The sequence below is a fragment of the Prevotella sp. ne3005 genome (assembly GCF_900110085.1).
Taxonomy (GTDB): domain Bacteria; phylum Bacteroidota; class Bacteroidia; order Bacteroidales; family Bacteroidaceae; genus Prevotella.
Genome location: NZ_FOCK01000003.1, coordinates 261,796 through 283,240, shown reverse-complemented (window position 1 = coordinate 283,240; position 21,445 = coordinate 261,796). Strand labels below are relative to the sequence as shown.

Sequence of the window (21,445 nt, the reverse complement as noted above, 5' to 3'; positions counted from 1 at the left end):
TCAAAGATGTTTTTAGTTTTCAATATACATGAACTGACCCGTGATATCGTTCAGGAATACAGTATAAGAACCTGCCTTGTAGGGGATGTTGGCTCCGTTCTGAGTGCCCTGTCCATAGGGGAATGAGGCAGCACCCCAGTTGAAGTCCCAACCGCCGTCGGCAGCAAATTTCATCTCACCGTCCTCACCAGCATTGAAGGTGGCCGACCATGCGTGGTTCTCACCGCCATAGGTGTCGTAGGCATTCATCAGGTTGGCATTGACATCCCAGCCGTTGTAGCCGCCAGGCATACCCATCGATGTGAAGGCGCGCGGTGCACCGTCGTAAGGCTCAATAGTGAGCACATCGTTCTTGGTGTCGAGCTTCACGGTATAGTAGCCGTCAGAAGGAACGGTGATATTACCAGAGCCACCATCGTTCTTCACATAGCCGGCATCACCAGCACCCCACTGCTCGGCCCAGTCGCCAGGAGTCTTGATGAGCTTGAAGCCCTTGCCGCCAGGGAAGAAGCCTGTGTATGCAATGACACCCTTACCACTTACCTTGTCGTAGGTCTCGTCGGCCAGTGTCAACAGTGGGAAGATAGCCGAACCGATACCACCTGCGGAGTTGTTCCATGAGCCATCGCCGACACACTCACCTACGAGGTACCACAGCTCGGGAGCTGCATCCTTCAGGGCGATATAGTATGGACCAGTCAGAATGGTCACCACGTTTGAATAGATAGTTGCAGCACCAGGTGTAGATGCAGCCAGACGTACATAGACAGTCTGGGTGCCAGGGACGGTGTTCTCTGTCCACTGGGCTATCTGCACCATGTTACGGTCGAGTGTGGTGGCATCCATAGAGCCAGATCCGCCAAACAGACCAGAGGCAACGACTGCGTAGTCGGGGATGGTTGCCCCGCTCTCGTCGGCATTGGCCTCATCGGTAGAAACCGTGAAGTTACCAGTCAGAGAAGCCTGAATGTCATAGCTGACTTCAGCAGGGAAGCCATAGTCGGGCTGTGACCAGGTGAAGGGAATCTCAGTGGAATTCTCCAGCGCGACAATCTGTGCTGCGTAGCTGGGCTCATTCAGCACGAATGTTGAGGGCTGCTGCAACGTCGGGTTCGAGTCGTTGTCATCGGCACAGGCAGCGAAGAGGCCCATACCACACATCAGCAGCAATGTTGATTTCAATATATTTTTCATTGTCGTATGCATTTATTGATTATTTGTAACCTTCGTTCTGAACCAGATTGGGGTTGGCTGTCAGATCCGTTGTCGGAATGGCGAAGAGGTTCTTGTAAGCCTCGAAGTTGCGGCCAGCAAAAGAGCCACCCTTCCACTGCCAGGTGTAGTCAGAGCTTCCACCGTACTTGCCAAAGCGGATGAGGTCCATGCGGCGACGGCCTTCGTAGTAGAACTCACGGCACCACTCGTCACAAATCTCGTTGAGCGTATAGCTGTCCTTTGTAGAAGCGTTGGCACGACCACGCAGGGCATTGATGGCATTGGCAGCATCACCTGTAGCAGTACCGCCAGACTGACGGGCCTGAGCCTCAGCATAAGTCAGATAGGCCTCAGCTGCACGGAGCAGGAAGAAGTCGGCATCGGGGAACTGGGCGCTGCTGGTAGATGCACCAGTAGTGGTGAAGTTATTGAACTTAGCCACAGCATAGCCGTTCTTGAAGGCACCTACATCCTCATTGTCGAGGGTACGGCCACGAGAGTCGATAATGGCACGGTCGTCACCAGCAGCCTTGGCGAAGTCCTTCGGACTGGCCTCGGGGGCGTTGCCATTGGGGAACCACTTCTTGATCAGATCAGGACGAGCGCGGTTACCACCCCAGGTCTCGGTTGTACCGTTGGAGTCAATCATATCGGCATCGTGGGTAGAAGCAATCAGGAAGAGTGATGTACCCCAAGAGGTGGTGCGAACACCGTCCTGCAGGATGGGGAAGATAGCCTCATGGGCAGCACTGGTCTCACCGTTGTCAGCCATGAACAGCATCTGATAGGCGCTCCAAGAACCAGCACTGGTGGTGTTCAGCTGATAGCTGGAGTTCATCACCTGCTGGGCATACTGGGCAGCCTTGCTCCACTGGGCATTGCCGGTATAAACCTCTGCATTCAGGTAGAGACGGGCCAACAGCAGCCAGGCAGCAGCCTTGTCTACGCGACCATAATTAGCATCCTTGGATGTCTTGGCTGTAGCAGCACTAAGCTGAGGCTCGATCTCGAGCAACTCACTTTCGATGAAGTTGAACATCTCTGTACGAGAGTACTGCTGTGGCTTCTCAGAAGTGATACCAGTGACGAAGGGCACATTGCCCCAGCCGTCCATCAGCAGGTAATAGTTCAGGGCACGGATGAAGCGCACCTCGGCCGTCATCGTAGCATTGAAGCCCTCGAACTCCTGCAGATACTGGTTGCAGAAAGAGATACCCGTATAGAGGCGATAGTAGTAACCGCGGAGCATCGGGTGAGATGCATCGTAGGTGTTGTAGCAGAAGTTGGCGATACCCTCGTCGCCCCATCCGCAGATCGACTCGTCGGTGGTCAGTTCATTGGCATTCCACATCTGGCGTATATAGCCTGATGTACCACCATCGATACCATCGACATCACAGTCACCGTTGGCGCCGCCATTACCGGCTACGGCAATATTGGCATAGCACTTGTTGAAGAGTGCCTCCGGCTGGATCTCAGTATTCAGGTTCGGGTCGATGGGGGTCACGTCCAGATCCTTCGTACAAGAGCTGAATCCTACTGCCACGAGTAAGGCAGCTGCCGGAATGATATTTTTGATATATGTTTTCATTGTTACCTTATTTATAATGTTAGAAGTTCAGATTCAAACCAAGGATGAATGAGATAGGACGGGGATAGAGATTGTTGTCAATACCGCCGAACACTTCAGGATCGATGCCATCGTACTTCGTGATGCAGAACACATTGGATGCAGTGGCGTAGATACGGCCGCCGATACCCTTGTAGTTGCCGCACTTGAAGAGGCTGTCGAAGCTGTAACCCAAGGTAATGTTGTCACACTTCAGGAATGAGCCGTTCTGTACCCAGTGGTCAGAGAGCTTGGCCTCCAAGTCGTAGGTCTGCCAATTGTAGTCGAGGGCAGCCACCGGACGGTTGCCGTAGAAGTTGTTACCGCCAGAGTAGAGCTCTGCAGCACTCATGTTCACATTACCTGACATCAGGTTGTTGAACACATAGTTGCCAAGACTTGCACGGAGCGTGAAGCCGAGGTCCCAACTCTTGTACTCCAGACGAGAGCTCAGACCCATGGTTACAGGAGCCATCGGACTCTTGTAGTAATATTTGTCAGCTTCGGTGATGACACCGTCGCCATTGCGGTCTACTACCTGACCTTCGATGGGCTTGCCTGCCTTGTCGTATACCTGCTGATATACGTAGTATGAGTAAGCAGGATGTCCCACGGCATGAGCCTGAGCGTTTACACCTGTACCACCACCGATACCACCAGTAGGAACGAAGTAGTTGGGATCGTCACCAATCAGTTCGGTAATCTCATTGTGGTTGTAGGTGAAGTTGTAGTCGATAGTCCAATACCAGTCGTCAGTCTGGATGGGCTTGAGGCCTAAGGTAACCTCGACACCCTTGTTCTCCATCGATCCGATGTTGGTCATCACCGTGTTCTTAAAATTAGTACCAGCAGCCACATCGGCCTTGTTCAGCAGGTCGGTGGTCTTACGGAAGTAGACATCCACACCAACGGTGAAGCGCTGGTTCCAAGCGCCGAAGTCGAAACCGATGTTATAGGTATCGGTGGTCTCCCACTTCAGATTCGGATCGTAGGCGTCAGGACGAGCCATAGAACCGTCACCGCTAATGTCATAGTAGCTACCGATGCCGGAGTTGAGGGCGTAGATGGCGAAATAGTTGTAGTCGCCGATACCTTCCTGCTGACCAGTCTTACCATAGCTCAGACGGAGTTTCAGGTCAGAGAGCCAGTCGATGTTCTTGAACACCTTCTCCTCGCTCATCTTATATGCCAGAGCGGCAGAGGGATAGAGCTGCCAGTGGTCCTTGAAACGTGAAGAACCGTCATCACGAAGTGTTGCTGTGATATAGTAACGATCCATCAGGATATAGTTCATACGTCCGAAGAACGACACGAGGTAGTTCTCGGTCTTATAGTTGTGCAGATACCAGTCGTGGTACTCACCCGCTTTCTCAGCATGGGTGGAAGGATATGTTCCCCAGTTGTTGGTCTTCTGAGAGCGCCAGAAGTGCTGCCACTCATAACCACCCATGATGTCGAAGTGGTGAACCTTGGCAAAGTCCTTGTAGTACTGTGCGTATGTAGAGAGTGTCAGGTTGCGTTTGGTGATCTTGTCCCATCCGTGGTAGCCATAGTAAATGGCAGCGGGAGAAGAGTTGGCAACGTCAGTCCACTGCTTACCTTCGGAAATATCAGCACCTAAGGTCAGGTGGAGGCGCAGGTCCTCAAAGCCGTGGATCTTATAATCGATGTCGGCATTACCGATAAACGAGCGGCTGATGGCGCGGTCGTCGTTCAAGTCCAGCAGAGCCACAGGGTTGGCGGTAGCGTTACGGTTGTAGGTGTTCGGCCAAGAGGGATCGTTGAGTGACTCTCCAGGAACCTTCCACTCCGTGTAACCACCGAAGTTCTTTGCGTCTGCCGATGTGGTGTCATAGATGGGCTTCGTTGGGTCGTAGGCCATAGCGGCACCAATGGCACCGGTGTTGGCATACTGTGTCTTGGCCCACATGCCCTTGGCATTGAGGTTCAGTGTCAGATGATCGTTCAGCAGTGATGGATTCAGGTTCAAGGCGGCAGTATAACGCTTGAAGTCTGAAGTCTTCAGGATACCTTGCTGGTCAGTGTAACCAAGAGAAACACGATAGGGGAGATTGCCAATGGCACCGGCGAGGGTCACGTTGTGGTCGTGGCTCCATGCTGTACGGTAGATCTCGTCCTGCCAATCGGTGTTGGCATCGCCAAGTGCTGCCATGGCAGCCTCCTCACGGGCATTGCCCTTATAGAGCTGGGTGGCAAAAGCACGATACTGGTCGCCGTTCATCACGTCGATGAGCTTCTTCTTCATACTCATGGTGACGCTACCATTGTAAGACACCTGAGGAGCAGAGCCCTTGCGACCCTTCTTCGTGGTGATGATGATAACACCGTTAGAACCACGGCTACCGTAGATGGCGGTAGCTGAAGCGTCCTTCAGCACGTTGAACGACTCGATGTCCTGTGGATTAACCATTGAGAGGGGATTGGAAAGACCCTTTACTCCGTTGTTGTCCATAGGTACACCATCGATAACGATCAGAGGGTTATTGGAGGCGTTCAGTGACGAACCGCCACGGATACGGATGGTAGAGCTACCGCCCGGAGAACCACCATCGCTGGTCACGTTCACACCGGCAATCTTACCTTGCATCATTTCCTGAGCATTTACAACGAGACCCTTGTTCTTGGTATCTGGCTTCATAGCCGTTACCGAACCTGTCAAGTCACTCTTTCTAACTGCACCATAACCGATGACCACCACCTCGTTAAGCACGGCGGCATCGTCCTGCAGTATCACTTCTACAGTAGGAGCAGCCTTTACCGTCTGCGGCTGGTAGCCGATGTAGGTAATGGTAATGTCTGCACCCTGATTGGCTTTCAGCGCGAAATTACCGTCGAAATCAGTCACGGTGGCGGTCTGTGTACCGTCAACGCGTACTGTTGCGCCGATAATGGGTTCGCCTGTAGCATCTTTCACATGGCCTTTGACATCAATCTGAGCAAAGGCGCCGACCGATAGGAACAGCCCCAGTAAAAGGCCGAGCATCCTAAGCGGAACTTGAATGTTTACCTGCTTCATCATTACTTTTAATTAGAGTTAATTGTTATTTGTTATATCGTCTTAAGCTTGCTATGCTTGGTTTTATGGTGCAAAGATAGAATTCTTTTCGATACGTTGTTCTTTTTTTGCTTAAAAATTTATAATTCCGACGTGCAAACGTTTGCATTCGCGTGTACCTATTATATTATTTAATAATATTTGGATAATTGCACATTTTGCACTATCTTTGCACCGATGGAGGAAAAGATTCCAATGACAATGAAGGACATCGCCCGGGAGTTAGGCATTTCCGTAGCAACGGTGTCACGGGCCTTGAAGGACTCGCCCCGTATCAGTGAACAGCGGCGGCGGGAGATTCAGCAGTATGCCCGTGAGCATAATTTTTATCCCAATGCCATCGGTGAAGCCCTGCGTCACAGCCGCGTCATGCCCCAGCGCGTCATCGGAGTCATCGTACCGGAGTTCACGCATTATTATTTCTCGTCCATCCTGACGGGCATCGAGGAGGCTGCAGCTGTTCGCGGTTATCGCATCATGGTAGCCCTAAGCGGTGAGCAGTATGAGCGTGAAGCCCGCATATGTGAAAATTTCCTCCGTTATAAGGTCTGTGGTGTGATTGTGTCACAGGCGAAGGATACGACCAACTATGACCACTATCAGAAACTCATTGATGCTGGCATTCCTATCGTGTTCTATGACAGAATATGCACGGGCGTAAATGCTAGCCGCGTAGTGGTCGACGATTATATGGGTGCATACAAGGCCGTGACTCACCTGATAGAGACTGGCTGTAAACGGATTGCCTTCTATGGCGGCCCCCATCAGTTGGAGATTTCGAAGAATCGTTTCAACGGCTATAAGGATGCCTTATTAAAACACGGTATGGCCATTGATGAGTCCATCATCGGTATTTGTGACAACCGTGCTGATGCAGAGATCCTTACACCGAAGCTAATGGCTTTGGAGCAGCCACCCGACGGTTTTTTTGCCGTCAACGACGACACCGCTATAGGCATTCTCTATACAGTGAAACATGCTGGTTACCGTGTGCCGGAGGATATCTGCATCTGTGGTTTTACCAATGGTCAGCGTGCCGTGGCTTGTGACCCGATGCTGACTACTGTCGAACAGCGTGGACACCGTGTTGGTGAGGAGGCTGCAGGGATTCTGATGGACAAGGTGGAAGGGCTCTTGCCTATGGATAAGGTAGAGAAACGTGTTGTCCGTACCCGGCTTGTTATCCGTGGAACAACTAAGTAGTGAAAAGTGAACAATGAAAAGTGAATAATTATGAAACAAAAACCTGATCTTTCCTTCTGGAAACTGTGGAATCTTAGTTTTGGATTCTTTGGTGTGCAGATTGCATACGCCTTACAGAGTGCTAACATCTCTCGTATCTTCGCCACCCTCGGTGCCGACCCTCACAATCTGAGCTACTTCTGGATTCTGCCCCCGCTGATGGGCATCCTGGTACAGCCGATTGTCGGCACACTCAGCGACAAGACCTGGACACGGTTTGGCCGTCGTATACCTTATCTGTTTGTGGGTGCAGCTGTGGCAGTGCTCGTGATGTGTTTATTGCCCAATTCCGGCTCGTTGGGTCTTACTATCAGTGCGGCCATGATCTTTGGACTTGTTGCCCTGATGTTCCTCGACACGTCAATCAACATGGCCATGCAGCCGTTTAAGATGCTGGTGGGTGACATGGTCAACGAGAAGCAGAAGGCCAAGGCCTACTCCATCCAGTCATTCCTCTGTAATGCAGGTTCGGTTCTGGGATTTGTGTTCCCCTTCATATTCACCTTTATTGGCATCAGCAACGTGGCGGAAAAAGGTGTGGTGCCCGATTCTGTTATCTGGTCGTTCTATATTGGCGCTGCCATCCTGATTTTATGCGTAATCTATACTACTTCAAAGGTCCGGGAGTGGAATCCTCAGGACTATGCTGAGTATAATCCTGTGTCGGAGGAGAAGGAGGAGAGTGCCAACTGGATCACCCTGTTGAAGCATGCGCCATCCACCTTCTGGAAGGTCGGATTGGTACAGTTTTTCTCTTGGGCTGCCATGCTCTATATGTGGAACTACACCACGGGTGCCATTGCCGAGGTGGTGTGGAATACAACCGATCCAGCCAGCGAAGCTTTTCAGGAGGCAGGAAACTGGGTGGGTATCCTCTTTGCTGTGCAGGCTGTGGGATCCGTCATCTGGGCAGCCCTGCTACCACAGTTTAAGAATACAAAGGTGGCCTATTCCGTCAGTCTGATCATTGGTGCCATTGGTTTCTGTATGGTTCCTTATATCCATGACCAGTATCTGCAGTTTGTTCCTTTCCTGATGATTGGCTGTGCCTGGGCTGCTATGCTTGCCATGCCGTTCACCTTCGTTACCAACGCCCTCCAGGGCTATGGTCACATGGGAGCTTATCTGGGCTTGTTCAACGGTACCATCTGTATCCCACAGATTGCTGCCGCCCTGTTGGGTGGAACAATCCTCTCGATAGTGGGTCACGCCCAGTCGACGATGATGATCGTTGCTGGTGTCAGCTTCCTCATCGGCTCCGCTTGCGTCTTCGTGATTAAGGACAAGAAATAAGCTTAATTCTATTGCAGCGGGGTTAGGGGATAGATAATGTTTACTATCAGGATGTTGGCTGCAAGGATGATGAAGTTCATCAGCAGGCCAATACGCATAAAGTCACTGAAGCGATAGCCGCCTGGGCCGTAAACCAACATGTGGGTGGGTGAGCCGATGGGAGTGGCGAAGCTGCTGCTGACACTGACCATCAGGGCTATTAGGAAGGGGTAGGGCTCGTAACCGAGTTTCTCTGCCGCTTGGTACATGATGGGGAAAAACATGGCACCCGCTGCGGTGTTGGAGATAAACTCTGTAATAAAGGTGCCCACCAGACAAATAGCCGTCATTACTACAATTGGGTTGGTGCCACAGACATCGAGGATACCAAAGGCGAGGCGCTCAGCGATACCTGTCTTTTGGATGGCTACGCCTAATACTACAGAACCGGCAAACACCATCAGGATCTCCCAGTTGATGGCTTTCATTGCTTGGTCTACGTTACAGCAACGGCAGAGGAGCATGGCCATGGCGGCGAGGAAGGCACACTGCAAGAGTGGAATCACGTTAAGAGCCGAGAGTACTACCATGGCTATCATGATGGAGGTGGAGATAAACGTTTTCTTACCGATGTTGGGTACTTGGGCTGAGTCGAAGAATTGCAGATCCGAGGCGAGCCTCTCGGTCTGAATGTTAGCCGTTGGAGAACATTCCAAGAGTAAGGTGTCACCAGCCTGAAGAACCACCTCACGGGGCGATTGATTGATGTGCTTGCTTCGGCGGGCTACTGCCACAAGTGTCATATTGTTGTCTTTCTCAAACGTGCTTTCACCAATCTTTGTGTTAATAAGATGGCTACCAAAGGTAACATAAGCTGTACGAAGCTGACGGTTGCTGTCTACCTCGTTCATGGAAAATACATGATGGTCGGCGTTTACCAGCCCGTGGCTCTTTTTCAGTTCTAGAATCTCATCGATCTGGCCAGCAAACACAAGACGGTCACCCCCCATGATAGGCTCTTTGTCGGGTACAGGTGAGACTACCTCGTCGAAATGGACAATCTCTATAAGACTACCACCATGCACCTCGTTCAGTCCTGCCTGAATAATGGTCTTTCCTACAAAAGGATTATTGGCCGGAACTAACAACTCTACTGTATAGTCGGAGGTAGATTCGAAGGCTGCCTCAGGCGCTTGGCGCTCAGGTAGGAGCTTTCTCATAGCGATGATACTGAGCATGCCGATGCAAAGGCAGAAAAGGCCTGGGATTGTGGTGGCCAATACGTTCATAGCTTCACCTGTGTTCTCAGCATAAAGACCAGAGATAATCAGGTTGGGCGGTGTGCCAATCAACGTACATACGCCTCCCATGCCTGAAGCATAACTCAGCGGGATGAGCAGTTTTGAAGGTGAGATCTTCAACTTCTTCGACCACATCTTGACGATACTCACGAAGAGTGCCACCACGGTGGTGTTACTCAGGAACGAGCTGAGTACAGCCACTGGTAACATCAGTCGGACGACTGCTTTTGAATATGAATTGGGCTGTCCTAATAGATTTCTTACAATCCATTGCAGCACACCGGTATGCGTCAGTCCTGCCACCACCACAAAGAGTACGCCAATGATGACTACCGATGTGGAACTGAAGCCCGAGAATGCTTCCTTGGCATTGAGCACTCCTGTAACATAGAGGACAGAAATTGCCCCAAGAAATACCAAATCAGAACGGAGCTTAGTGAATAACAAGACGGTAAACATGGTGAGTACCGTGATGATGGTTATCCAGGCATAGAGGTTAAAACCTAAAAAAACAAATGATTCCATAAGATCTTTTTATTTGACGGCAAATATACAAACAAATTACCAATTATCCAAATGATGACCTTATACTATCAGTGTAATTTTTGTTAAATTCACAATATCTTCTCCAAATCCACCGACAGGCCTACGCTGAAGCTGGTGCCTGTGGTCAGCGGCGAACAATAGTAATACGACTTGGGTTTGTAATTAAAGATGTTGTCGATGGCGGTGTTGAGGCTGATGCCACGCCAGATGTGGTGCTGGAGCATCAGCTTCCAGATGGTGTAGCCCTGATCGACATCGGTGCGGCCAGACTGCGGCTTGCCCTGGTAGCGACCTGAGAGGGCTGCGTCGAGGGCATAGTTGCGCGTGAAGTGATGGCCATAGCCGATGCGCCATGTCAGGGAGTGGGAACGGGGCTGCGTGAACTGTGAGGTGATGACGTTGCCCGTCTCGCGCATCCACGAGTAGTTGAGCTTGAGTGTCATACCCCAATCAAAGTAGTGGCCCATGCTGACATCGACACCCCAGACGTTGACACCATCTTCGTTCCAGTAGAGGGCACTTTCCATCCCTTCGTACTCAGGGCCTTCGATGGTGGTGATGCGCTTGTCGAAGATGTTACAATAGCCCACGATGGTGAAATTGTAGACACCATCCAGGATGCCGCTGTTGCGGATGCGGTTCTGTCGCTCGATGGCGATGTTAAAGTTGTGGCTCTTCTCTGGCTCCAGGTCGGGATTTCCGAGAATCATATAACCCATGTTACCCATGTCGAAGCACATGTACATCTCCTTGAGCGTAGGGGCACGGAAGCCGCTGGCATAGTTGGCACGGAGGGTGAGCCAGGGGAACTTATAGACGACTGCCAGGCGCTGGGTGAAGGCTTTTTGGGCAGAGGCGGAGAAGTAGTCGTAGCGCACGCTGCCCACCACATTGAGTCGGTCGGTGATATTCCAGTCGAACTGGGCATAGCCGTCGATATTGTTCTGCGAGTGGGTGGTACCGGCTACAAACTGATAGGTCGAGAGGTAGTCGTTCATGTAGTCAGCTCCCAGGATCAGGTTGTTCTTGCCAAAGGAATTGCTGAACAGTGCGTGGACGACGTGCTGACGATTGCTGTAGTCATGGTCGTGGGTACGAGTGCCGTCGGGCATATAGTTGGCCTTGTCATACTGGTCGTAGGCATACGACAGTTCGAGGTGGCGATCACGGTTCCAGGCATATCTGCCCTTCAGTCCGGCACTGTAGGCATTGAAATGATAGTCGTAGGTGTCGCGCTCACTGGTGCGGAAGAAATAAGAGCCTCGTCCTGTCAGCGTCAGCTGGTCGGTGGGCCGCCATATGAGTCGCTCCTTGACATTATAGGTTTTCTGTCCGAAGAGTCGGCTGATGTTTGAATCGTCGCTGAGCACCGACTCGTCATAGGGCAGGCCTTGCATCTTCTTCATCAGCTCTCGGGCTATCTCCTCGGGCGAGTGGGCTTTGGGCAGATTGACGGGATCGATCTTGGTGTGCTGGAAGCTGGTCAGCGAGTTCCACTTCCCGGTGTTGAACGAGAAGCTGGCTCCATTGCGCCATTCGTTGCCGAAGGTGTTGAAGCGCGAGTTGACATTGGCTGTCCAGGGATCGATGTTCTCACGGCTGATGATGTTGATCACACCACCGACGGCATTTGAGCCATAGAGGGCTGAAGAGGCACCCTTTACAATCTCGATGCGCCCCACGTTGTCGAGGTTCATGCGGGTGTAGTCGACATTGTCCATGGTCTCACCAGCCATGCGTTCGCCATCGACGAGGAAGAGCACGGAGTTGCCGCCAAAGCCGCTCATGTGGAGGGCTGTCTCCTGGGTCATGGCAAGTCCGAACTCCAGTCCGGGAATCTCCTGCGTAAGCATGTCCTGGATATTAGTGGCATCGGCAATCTTGATGTCGTGGAGGGTGATCAGTCGCGTGACGACTGGCGCATCCTTCAGGGTCTTTGGCGAGTGGGAAGCAGTGACCACAATCGGGTTCAGCTCTACAGAGTCGCGGAAGGCTGTCTGTGCAGAGAGAGGAACAACTGGCATGGCCAAAGCCATGCCAGCCAAGAGGGAATATGTAAACTTTCTCAACAACTTATGTGTCACAACTTACTTTCTGGTACCTGTAAACTGTCCTTCAAAAGCAAAGGGCATATTGCCGTATTTCTGTGTAAACGTCATAACCACGTTCTTGTCACTGAAGATGACGGTGATGTCACTAATAGTATAAGCTTTCTCAGCCCCATCGGCAGTTTTTACGGTACCCTCGTATTTGGCGAGCTTACCTGTAATCGTGTTGCCGCTCTTGGTCAGGGAGATTCCCTTTACAGGAAGTGCTGGGACTGTCATCATGCCTTCGCCATATTTGGGAAGGGTCACATCAACAGCTACGTCGGTAGCTTTGGTAAACTCAATGGTCTCGCTACTTTCTTCTGCCTCTCCCATCACTGTGAGAGTTTCCGTGCCTGTGTAGGAACCTGCTACCTGAGAGGCTACGGGAGCCTCGGGATCGTCATCACTACTGCTGCAAGAGCTTGTACCAAGCACGATGGCCACTGCGGCCATCATCATTGTCATAAAACTTTTAATTTTCATCTTTTTACCTTTTTATTTTTTTAATTGTTGTGTTGTGTAATCATACTCTGAGCCATAGGCGCTGTGGGGAATTGTGAAGACGGTGATCATGATTAATACCGCCAGGCAGACGACCCACTTGTTGTACTTCCACTTCAAGGTGGCAAGAGCAGCCACAAAGAAGATAAAGGATATCAGCGTCTTGTTGTCTGTGAGGTCTGTGCCATAAGGGAATCCCGTCCACCAGGGGCCGAAGGCTGCATGCTGCACGAGCGGGCCGAAGACGAATCCGCCCACAAACAAGGTGCCCACTGTGAGTTTCAGCCAGAAGCTGTAGTCCTTGCGGGTGACGACCAGCAGGAAGGTGTAGACAGCCAGCAGCATGGCGCCGAACATCAGCAGGATGTGGGGAATCAGGATACTGGCGGGCACATCGTTTCGGAATCGTATCACGACTGGCTCGTCAGCGGGATAGTCGTTCCCGGCAACGGTGATGTAATACTGCAGCTTGCCAGCGACGGGCTGTACTGGCAGGACCGCCTGCCACTCACCATCTGTCCAGGTGAAATCCACGGTGGTGTAGTCATTCGTCGTCGGATAGCGACGATAATGCAACTGAGCCTTGGTGCTCGAGGGAACATCCTTCAGCGTCACCACCTGATCCTGCTGCACACCACTGCGTGGCAACTTCAGTTTATAACGCTCGCCATCGAGCTCTACGCTTACCTTCTTGGGATAAGTTGGACCTGTCATGCGCTGATAGATACTCAGCACCAGGGTGATGATGATGGCTAAAATCCAATAGACAGGCTTCTTCATTTCTTTACAGGGGGAATCAAGTGAACTTGGAAGGTCAGAATCTCCTCATTACGGAGCACTTTCACCGGAATGGTTGTATTAGGCTCCAACTCCGACAGGCGCTGCATGTAGTCATCCATATTCGTCACAGGCTTACCGTCAATCTCTTGGATGATGTCGCCGCTACGGATACCTGCCGTGTGGGCAGGCTTGCCAGCCACCACGATGTCGGCACGAAGACCAGGAATACGGCTGGCCCCCATTACGTCGGGCATCAGTCCTAACGTCACCTTAAATTTGGCGTGTCGCATCGTATTCGTGCTGGGCACACTGATATAGTCGGGCGTGGTCGGCATATTAGCCAGTTGGGTGATCAGCTGCTCTGAGAACTCCAATGTCTGCTGCATACCATCGTAGTTGAGTGTTGAGGGCACATCATCGGGTGTATGATACTCCATGTGACCGCCCGTGGTAAGGAAGAGCACGGGGATATCTACAGCTACAAACGAGGCGTGATCGCTGGGACCGTAACCGTCGGGCGTGCAACTCACGTTCAGTCCCGTCTGCTTGGCCGTCTGTTCTGCCATCGTCTTGAACTGGCTGCTGGTACCGGTACCCGACACACTCAGGGCTTTGTCGCGCATACGGCCCACCATATCCAGGTTCACCATCGCCACGATACCGTTCTTATCGGCTGGCAGATTGATACGCTTGTCGTCTTTTTGTTTCATCCACTCCAAGAAGTTCTTTGAACCGATCAGCCCTTGCTCCTCTGCACCGAAGAAGGCAAAGATGATGCTTCTTCTCGCGCGTACCTTTCTAAAATACTTGGCCAACTCCAGCACCACGGCATCGCCGCTGGCATTGTCGTCGGCACCCGGATGCACCGCAAGGGTGTCAGGACGGCGCGAACCGGAGTTCTTACCTCCCAGTCCCAGATGGTCGTAGTGCGAACCCACCACGATATATTCGTTCTTCAGCTGCTTGTCCGTTCCCGGTAGTACGGCTATGATGTTATGTGTAGTCCGCTCCACCTCTTTTCCATAGGTGAAGTTGTGATAGAACCCTGTTTTCTTCTTTCCCTTTACAATGGGTTTGAGCTTCAGTCCGCGAAGCTTGCCTGCAATAAACTCAGAGGCGAGTGTGTCGCCCATCGTAGCTGGATATCTGCCGCCCAACTCCTGAGAAGCGAGATATGCCACTGTCTGTCGCATCTCATCCTGCTTCTGTGCAGATGTCTGGACAGCCAGTGTGAATGCCAGGGATAATAAGATGATTTTATGCCTCATACAACCTGTCTTTTCAAATTCGGCTGCAAAGGTACTACTTTTTTCTTATTCCTGCAATCCCTATTTATGATGATTTGTCAGATATCTATGCCGGAGTCGTAGCCTATCTCGACGTCAACATGGCCTGGGATACTGAAGTCGAAGATATAATAGTTTGCATTCTCAGAAGCACCAGCAACCGGCTTCTGGTAGAGCTTGCCCTTCTTGCCATAGACGGCAGGGTCCACCTTCTCAGTAAACTTCAGTCCTGTAGCGGCAGCATCCTCCATCAGACGGACATGCCAGAGGGAGTCGGAGGTAATCACAGCGAAACGGTTGACGCTGCCAGTCTGACGACTCTGGTCGTAGAAGAAGTTGGTGTGAACACCATAGTATTCGTCACCCGTAGCGATGAACTTAAAGTTATCATACTTCACCTGGTTGCCGAAGCAATAGCTGATGGCAGGACTGTCGCCACCCCAATCAGCATCGGAGATATATTGCTCAGAGTACTGCAAGGGCAGCTGTAGTGAGGCGAAATACTGTTCGATGGCCGATGGCTCCAGCTTCTGCCCAGGCTTGACGAGTTCTAAGGCCTTGGCTAAGGTCAGGACGCCAGGTGCCGATGGCTCGGCCACTGAATCCGTAGTTTCTTCAATGGTGCTGACTGTGGTCTCTGATTTGCCTGAAGGCTGTTGCTTCTGTGCTGATGGCTGACAGCCCACCAGTGCGAAGTAAGCTACCAGTGCTGCCAGGATGCTGAATGAGTTTCGTTTCATGTTCTTGCATTAAGTTGGTAAATCTGTGCAAAGATAAGGATATTTTCTGAAACTCGGCACCTTTCGCTCTTTAATATTGTTAAAAACCTGCTTAGTCTCAGAAATAATCCCTATCTTTGCACCATCAAATCACATCTCAATATGAAGAAAATAGGATTATTGCCTCGTATCCTCATAGCCATTGTCTTAGGCGTATTGATAGGAAATGTGCTGCCAGAGGCATGGGTGCGTATCTTTGTGACCTTCAACGGCCTGTTCAGTCAGTTCCTGGGTTTCCTTATTCCGCTGATCATCATTGGTCTGGTGGCTCCAGCCATTGCCGACATCGGGCGTGCGGCAGGCCGTCTGCTGTTGCTGACGGTGGTACTGGCATACGCTGACACCATTGTGGCTGGACTGCTGGCTTTTGCTACAGGCACCATGCTCTTCCCGATGCTGATAGATTCCGATGCTTCGATGGCGGTGGAGAAAACAGCAGGTGCGCTGCAACCCTATTTCCAACTGCAGATACCTGCCATCCTCGACGTGATGGCTGCATTGGTGAGTTCCTTCGTGATAGGCATCGGCATTGCGTATACCGATTCGCCGACACTGAAGAAAGGCTTCTCGGAGTTCCGAACCATTATCGAAAAGACCATTCAGGGTGTCATCATTCCCCTCCTGCCGCTCTATATCTTCGGCATCTTCCTCGGTATGACCTTTACGGGCGAGGCATATCATATCATCTTGGTGTTCGCCAAGATCATCTGTATCATCTTCCTGTTGCACATCTTTATTCTGCTGTATGAGTTCTTGATAGCAGGAGGATTGGCTCGGAAGAACCCTTTCCGACTGCTGGTGAACATGCTGCCTGCCTATTTCACGGCATTAGGCACCTCGTCGAGTGCAGCCACTATCCCTGTGACGCTGCGTCAGGTCAAGAAGAACGGAGTCAGCGATGACGTCGCCAGTTTCTGTGTACCACTCTGCGCTACGATACACTTATCGGGTTCGATGATGAAGATCACCTGTTGTGCCCTCACCGTCTGTCTTATCGGTGGTCTGCCTCATGACCTGCCACTGTTCCTGCATTTCATCATGCTCTTGGGCGTCTGCATGGTGGCGGCACCTGGTGTGCCTGGCGGAGCGGTGATGGCTGCACTGGGGCCACTGGCGGGCATACTGGGCTTCAGTCCTGACGCTCAAGCACTTATCATCGCCCTCTATATCGCCATGGACTCCTTCGGTACTGCCTGCAACGTGACTGGCGATGGTGCCCTCGCTGTCATCATCGACAGACTGCATCAGAAGCCTGATTCCCCATCTTTGCAAACACCTGTTCACGATGAGTAAGATCCATAATATCGCTTTTGATTTGGGAGGCGTGGTGCTGGCCTTGAGTTATGAACAGGCCGTCAGACGTTTCGAGGAGATAGGTCTGGCTAATGCCCGCCAGCATCTCGATGCTTTCGAGCAGAAAGGCATCTTCGGGGATCTGGAGTCTGGCCGTATCACGCCAGAGGATTTCCGCAGGGAACTGAGTAAGTTGATTGGCAGGGAGGTCACGATGGACGACTGCTACCAGGCTTGGCACGGCTATGTGGACCATGTGCCCAAGCGCAATCTGGAGGCCATCCTCCGTCTCAGAGAGCAAGGCTATAAGGTCTGTCTGTTGTCCAACACCAATCCCTTTATGATGCAATGGGCAGAGAAAGACTTCGATGGTGATGGCCATCCCATCAGCTATTTCTTCGATGCGCTCTACCTGAGCTATGAGTGCAAGGTCATGAAGCCCCGTCGTGAGATCTTCGAGATGATGCTCAAAGGTCAGCAGGCTCTGCCCGAAGAGACGCTCTTCATAGACGATGGCCCCAGAAACGTCGAAGTAGCCAATGCCCTCGGCATGCAGACCCTCTGTCCTCAGAACAATGAGGACTGGATAGCCCCCTTGATGAATCTGCTGTCACGTTAAATAATTGGATTGTTACAATAATCCCTCATCCCTCCCTAAGTCTTTCGGAATGCCTTTGTACAAAGGGGTTTCAGCACGGGAGGGATTTTTTTCATCCCTCCCATAACCCTCCCATGACTCTCCTGTGTGAGGAGAGCAGATGGGAGGGATATGGGAGAGATGACGGGAGGGATCAAGGGAGGGATGAAAATCAAAGAATCCTTTATATAAAGGGCTTCCGGGCCATTGACGGGAGGGATGGAGGGGGTTTTGAAAAAAAAAACGAATATTTCCAGACAAGCCAACGTCCCCTTACGACTTTCTCAGCGTCCGCTACGGGGATGCTGACACTTTGCTTACGACTTTCCTACAGTTCCCACCGTGGGAATAAAATGTTCCCACCGTGGGAATAAATGCTTTGGATATGTCAGAGGTTGTTTTAATTCACGGGTAATAAATAATAATCCGGTTTTTATTTGGCTGTTTGATTACTTAGTCGTATCTTTGCAGCGTTATGACAATGACTTTAAGCAACAACGATATGACAGACAATAACAAATGGGTGGCTTGTTGGGGCAATGCCACCTCCATCACCAATCGTAGAGAGGCCATATACGCTAAAGACCTCACCCTGCGCTATCCCGTCAGGATGTGCTTTAGCGGCAGTATGTTACGTTTCCGTTTCTCCAACCTGACAGGAACGGAACCAGTCGTACTCTCCAAGGTTTATGTTAACCATACGCCCATTACGTTTGATGGCGATACGAAGGTCACCCTCATGCCTGGCAAGGAGGTAGAGAGTGATGCAATCAACTATGCCGTGAACCGTGGTGACACCATTGAGGTAAGTTTCTACTTGCCGGATTTCACACAGATGAACAGTGGAACGCTTATCACAGGCCCACTGTCCAAGGGATTTTATGCCTATGGGGATTTCGCTGAGGCCGATGAGCTGCCCCTTGACTTGACCCGACATACCAACTGGTTCTACTTCCTTAATACTATTGACGTGCTCACCTCGGCAGAGAATCATGCCATCGTGTGCTATGGCGACAGCATAACCGCTCAGTCCTGGCCCGACTATCTGGCACAACTGGCTTTTGGCTCTCATGCTGCCATCATTCGCCGTGCAGTCAGTGGTACCCGTATCTTAAGACAGTACGACTGCATCACCTACCAAGCCTATGGCCTGAAGGGATCCACACGTTTCCCCATCGAGATGAATGTGGCTGGTGCTACAGATGTGATCATCCAGCATGGCATCAATGACATCATCCATCCTGTTGGTACTGATGTCAACCCTTTCCGCCCGTGGAGTGATCTGCCAACGGTGGAGGAAATGGAGCATGGCGTGGAGGACATCTATGTGAAGCCAGCCAAAGCCATGGGATTGAAGGTGTGGAGCGGTACCTTGCTGCCTATCTATGGCTGGCGTACATATAATGAGGATAGGGAGAAAATGCGTCAGGCGTTCAACGAGTGGTTGCGCACATCCCCAGTCTTCAGCGGCTGCATAGACTTCGATGCAGCTGTGCGCAGCGTCACCAACCCCAAGGCATTTGCCGATGGTTATGACAGCGGTGACCACCTGCATCCCAGCGAGCGTGCTTATGAGGCCATGGCACAGGCGGCAGCACATAAGCTGATCCGCTACACGCCTCGGTATGACCACGAAGAGTTTTTCTGATCTGCCTTCCTTATTTCACCGTTGCTATGGCTGAGTTCCCTGGATTTTTGATGGAGATCATGCCAGACCACATACACGAACATGTGCAACTATCAGTCAGGGCCGGCACACCTTTCACCTTCAACATTCCACTACCTGGTGCCCATGGTGCTGTAATGGCAGGTACACACGGTTGTGGTGTCAATGTCCCCATGGCAGCACTTGTAGCTGTGCTCACTTGAGGATTATTGAGGGTCTGGCACATTCCAAAAGTAGGTATGTTACTAGGCGTATAATCCTGAATCGTCGCCATCAACATATTACCACATAGAGGTCGCGATGCATCAGCGACAGTCAGAGAACATGGCGTCGTGCCAAAACTACATTGGAGCATTGCCCCGTTTGTAACAAACTTTCCCATATAACTAATTAATTATAGATTGTTTATAACTTATGTTCGTTGTCCCAGATAGTTTATTGCCAGCATTGTAAGGTCGTCACTTTGTTCAGTGTCGCCGACGAAGGCTTGGACGGCTGCGGTCATCCGCTCGATTAAGGCTTTCGGAGCCACCTGCCCAGTCTGGATGGTACGGTTTATCTCGTCGAGGATCTGCTCTCTGCCAAACATCTTTTTATCGGCAGTCATGGCCTCGGTTACCCCGTCGGTATAGAGGAAGATGGTGGTCTGCGGCTCCATGACGATGGCCTGCGTCTGATAGGGTGTACCGGCAACGGCACCCACGGGAAAGATGCGGTTTATAGGCAGCAGGCGGGTTTCCCGATTGACGATGATGGGGTCTTCGTGGCCGGCATTACAGTAACGCAGCAGGCCGGATGTTAGGTCAAGTATGCCGACAAAGAGGGTGACGAACATGTGGCTCTTGTTGTCCTCTGTCAGATTATGGTTCATCTGTGATACAATATAGTCCGGTGTACTTTCGTTGGAGGCATAGGCGCGGAAAAGGTTTTTGGTCACCGTCATGAACAGGGCGGCTGGCACCCCCTTGCCTGTAACATCGCCGATACAGAAATAGAGCTGGTCGTTGCGCACGAAGAAGTCATAGAGGTCGCCACACATCTCTTTGGCGGGAATCATGCTGGCATAGATGTCGATATCCGGGCGCGTCGGGAAGACATTGGGCACCATCTTCATCTGAATGTCGTGGGCGATGCGCAGTTCCGACTCGATGCGCTCTTTCTGTATGGTTACTTCCTCCAACCGATCGTAAGCCTGCTTCAACTGGCGTATCTGAAGCTGGCGCCGATAGAGATAGGCAGACAGGAACACGGCTATGAGGAGAAGTCCGCATACGATGGCAACCAGGATCACCCGCTGATTGTGAAGCTGCAGGGTCGACGTCTCATTCTCAGCACGAGCAACTTCAAGCTCCAGAGCATTCATCTCTGTGAGTTTGCGCATTTCCTCATTATACTGCTTGTCTGTCCAGGTCTTATATACCCTGAATGAGTCGATAGCCTCCTGATTCCGTCCTAATCCGTCGTAGGCAGAAATCTTGAACTTCAGCCTTTCAGCTTTATTCGTGAGTTTCTCAGCCAAGTCCAGCAACCTCTGATAGTCGTGCGTGAACTCTGCATGATAGCACTCTGTGTTGGTGTTTACATCGCCTTTGTAATGGTTGTCTCTGACAGCGTCGTGCATCTGTCCGTAGTAATCCATAAACCTCGCTGTATCAAGGGGCTCTATTCCTGCTACAGCGTCGCACTTCAATGACAACAGCGCTATACGGTCTTCACTACTCCATGCAGAATGCTTCAGGGCGTTGTCTAAGGCTTGGATAGCTTTCTCCCCTTGATTCCTGTCATTGTAGATATGAGTCAGAAAATAATAGACTTGTATCTTCGGCTTCATCTGGGGGAGATTACGCTTCTTGTAATCGATGGATTGCAGCATCAGTTCTTCTGCGCGCTCAGACATCCCCATATCCCTAGCAACATGGGCACTGAGATAAGTCACCATGAAGAAGCCGTATTTGCTGTCGTGCCTGTCAGCATAGTCTCTCATCTCGCCAATCATGTCGATGGCTTTCCTGGTACTGACGTTATCCAGGACATAAGAAATCCGATCATACCAGTCATTATAGAACTGCTCTTCCTTATCATCAGTCTGAGCAGCCATCCGAGCTGGAAAGCATAGACACGATAAAAGCAGGATCAGATACTTCTTCATAAG

General features: G+C 51.3%; 16 protein-coding genes. 5 read left to right on the top strand and 11 right to left on the bottom strand.

Translation table 11 applies throughout. The annotated features are described in order from the left end of the window. Positions 1-12 precede the first annotated feature (12 nt). The 3 genes from BMY16_RS05950 to BMY16_RS05940 are packed head-to-tail and all read right to left on the bottom strand — an operon-like array spanning position 13 to position 5,861. Complete coding sequence (locus tag BMY16_RS05950) at positions 13-1,194, bottom strand: SusE domain-containing protein (RefSeq protein ID WP_091840866.1); 1,182 nt, start codon at positions 1,192-1,194, stop codon at positions 13-15. Positions 1,195-1,213: 19 nt separating this feature from the next. Next, complete coding sequence (locus BMY16_RS05945) at positions 1,214-2,806, bottom strand: RagB/SusD family nutrient uptake outer membrane protein (protein WP_091840865.1); 1,593 nt, start codon at positions 2,804-2,806, stop codon at positions 1,214-1,216. Between the two features lie 19 nt (positions 2,807-2,825). Then, positions 2,826-5,861, bottom strand: a complete 3,036-nt coding sequence (locus BMY16_RS05940; protein WP_091841043.1) for a SusC/RagA family TonB-linked outer membrane protein — start codon at positions 5,859-5,861, stop codon at positions 2,826-2,828. 216 nt (positions 5,862-6,077) lie between these two features. Here BMY16_RS05940 and BMY16_RS05935 point away from each other — a divergent pair, with 216 nt between their 5' ends. Both BMY16_RS05935 and BMY16_RS05930 read left to right on the top strand, forming a co-directional pair. After that, on the top strand, positions 6,078-7,103 hold the full coding sequence (locus BMY16_RS05935) for a LacI family DNA-binding transcriptional regulator (protein WP_091840863.1): 1,026 nt from the start codon (positions 6,078-6,080) through the stop codon (positions 7,101-7,103). 30 nt (positions 7,104-7,133) lie between these two features. Continuing rightward, positions 7,134-8,435: an MFS transporter gene (locus BMY16_RS05930; protein WP_091840861.1), complete on the top strand. Its 1,302-nt coding sequence runs from the start codon at positions 7,134-7,136 to the stop codon at positions 8,433-8,435. Between the two features lie 8 nt (positions 8,436-8,443). On the opposite strand, the gene BMY16_RS15450 is transcribed toward BMY16_RS05930, so the two are convergent. From BMY16_RS15450 to BMY16_RS05895, 6 genes are all read right to left on the bottom strand, one after another. After that, positions 8,444-10,240, bottom strand: a complete 1,797-nt coding sequence (locus BMY16_RS15450; RefSeq protein ID WP_170836023.1) for an SLC13 family permease — start codon at positions 10,238-10,240, stop codon at positions 8,444-8,446. An 89-nt stretch (positions 10,241-10,329) separates the two neighbouring features. Further along, complete coding sequence (locus tag BMY16_RS05915) at positions 10,330-12,330, bottom strand: TonB-dependent receptor plug domain-containing protein (RefSeq protein WP_139207140.1); 2,001 nt, start codon at positions 12,328-12,330, stop codon at positions 10,330-10,332. 18 nt (positions 12,331-12,348) lie between these two features. Then, positions 12,349-12,834, bottom strand: a complete 486-nt coding sequence (locus BMY16_RS05910; protein ID WP_091840858.1) for a calycin-like domain-containing protein — start codon at positions 12,832-12,834, stop codon at positions 12,349-12,351. Between the two features lie 12 nt (positions 12,835-12,846). Beyond that, on the bottom strand, positions 12,847-13,632 hold the full coding sequence (locus BMY16_RS05905; protein WP_091840856.1) for a hypothetical protein: 786 nt from the start codon (positions 13,630-13,632) through the stop codon (positions 12,847-12,849). Then, complete coding sequence (locus tag BMY16_RS05900) at positions 13,629-14,900, bottom strand: M20/M25/M40 family metallo-hydrolase (RefSeq protein WP_091840854.1); 1,272 nt, start codon at positions 14,898-14,900, stop codon at positions 13,629-13,631. Before BMY16_RS05900 ends, BMY16_RS05905 begins: the two co-directional genes overlap by 4 nt. A gap of 77 nt (positions 14,901-14,977) precedes the next feature. Continuing rightward, a complete protein-coding gene (locus BMY16_RS05895; protein WP_091840853.1) occupies positions 14,978-15,658 on the bottom strand; it encodes a hypothetical protein in 681 nt (226 codons plus the stop codon). Between the two features lie 141 nt (positions 15,659-15,799). Between BMY16_RS05895 and BMY16_RS05890 the strand changes: the two genes are divergently transcribed. From BMY16_RS05890 to BMY16_RS05875, 3 genes are all read left to right on the top strand, one after another. After that, the gene (locus tag BMY16_RS05890) at positions 15,800-16,990 is read left to right on the top strand and encodes a dicarboxylate/amino acid:cation symporter (protein ID WP_091840851.1); all 1,191 of its coding nucleotides are present in this window, start codon (positions 15,800-15,802) and stop codon (positions 16,988-16,990) included. After that, the gene (locus BMY16_RS05885) at positions 16,983-17,609 is read left to right on the top strand and encodes an HAD family hydrolase (protein WP_091840849.1); all 627 of its coding nucleotides are present in this window, start codon (positions 16,983-16,985) and stop codon (positions 17,607-17,609) included. The genes BMY16_RS05890 and BMY16_RS05885 overlap by 8 nt, the downstream gene beginning before the upstream one ends. A 520-nt stretch (positions 17,610-18,129) precedes the next feature. Continuing rightward, on the top strand, positions 18,130-19,275 hold the full coding sequence (locus tag BMY16_RS05875) for an SGNH/GDSL hydrolase family protein (RefSeq protein ID WP_091841042.1): 1,146 nt from the start codon (positions 18,130-18,132) through the stop codon (positions 19,273-19,275). Between the two features lie 10 nt (positions 19,276-19,285). On the opposite strand, the gene BMY16_RS16030 is transcribed toward BMY16_RS05875, so the two are convergent. Both BMY16_RS16030 and BMY16_RS05865 read right to left on the bottom strand, forming a co-directional pair. Further along, on the bottom strand, positions 19,286-19,648 hold the full coding sequence (locus tag BMY16_RS16030) for a DUF4280 domain-containing protein (RefSeq protein ID WP_411267771.1): 363 nt from the start codon (positions 19,646-19,648) through the stop codon (positions 19,286-19,288). A 57-nt stretch (positions 19,649-19,705) separates the two neighbouring features. Continuing rightward, positions 19,706-21,442, bottom strand: coding sequence for a PP2C family protein-serine/threonine phosphatase (locus tag BMY16_RS05865; protein ID WP_091840844.1), 1,737 nt, complete (start codon positions 21,440-21,442; stop codon positions 19,706-19,708). Between the last annotated feature and the right edge of the window lie 3 nt (positions 21,443-21,445).

Bases quoted from the DNA above. Each gene is read 5' to 3' on its own strand.
- BMY16_RS05950 (WP_091840866.1), bottom strand. From the start codon at position 1,194: ATGAAAAATATATTGAAATCAACATTGCTGCTGATGTGTGGTATGGGC.
- BMY16_RS05945 (WP_091840865.1), bottom strand. From the start codon at position 2,806: ATGAAAACATATATCAAAAATATCATTCCGGCAGCTGCCTTACTCGTG.
- BMY16_RS05940 (WP_091841043.1), bottom strand. From the start codon at position 5,861: ATGAAGCAGGTAAACATTCAAGTTCCGCTTAGGATGCTCGGCCTTTTA.
- BMY16_RS05935 (WP_091840863.1), top strand. From the start codon at position 6,078: ATGGAGGAAAAGATTCCAATGACAATGAAGGACATCGCCCGGGAGTTA.
- BMY16_RS05930 (WP_091840861.1), top strand. From the start codon at position 7,134: ATGAAACAAAAACCTGATCTTTCCTTCTGGAAACTGTGGAATCTTAGT.
- BMY16_RS15450 (WP_170836023.1), bottom strand. From the start codon at position 10,240: ATGGAATCATTTGTTTTTTTAGGTTTTAACCTCTATGCCTGGATAACC.
- BMY16_RS05910 (WP_091840858.1), bottom strand. From the start codon at position 12,834: ATGAAAATTAAAAGTTTTATGACAATGATGATGGCCGCAGTGGCCATC.
- BMY16_RS05905 (WP_091840856.1), bottom strand. From the start codon at position 13,632: ATGAAGAAGCCTGTCTATTGGATTTTAGCCATCATCATCACCCTGGTG.
- BMY16_RS05900 (WP_091840854.1), bottom strand. From the start codon at position 14,900: ATGAGGCATAAAATCATCTTATTATCCCTGGCATTCACACTGGCTGTC.
- BMY16_RS05895 (WP_091840853.1), bottom strand. From the start codon at position 15,658: ATGAAACGAAACTCATTCAGCATCCTGGCAGCACTGGTAGCTTACTTC.
- BMY16_RS05890 (WP_091840851.1), top strand. From the start codon at position 15,800: ATGAAGAAAATAGGATTATTGCCTCGTATCCTCATAGCCATTGTCTTA.
- BMY16_RS05885 (WP_091840849.1), top strand. From the start codon at position 16,983: ATGAGTAAGATCCATAATATCGCTTTTGATTTGGGAGGCGTGGTGCTG.
- BMY16_RS05875 (WP_091841042.1), top strand. From the start codon at position 18,130: ATGACAGACAATAACAAATGGGTGGCTTGTTGGGGCAATGCCACCTCC.
- BMY16_RS16030 (WP_411267771.1), bottom strand. From the start codon at position 19,648: ATGCTCCAATGTAGTTTTGGCACGACGCCATGTTCTCTGACTGTCGCT.
- BMY16_RS05865 (WP_091840844.1), bottom strand. From the start codon at position 21,442: ATGAAGAAGTATCTGATCCTGCTTTTATCGTGTCTATGCTTTCCAGCT.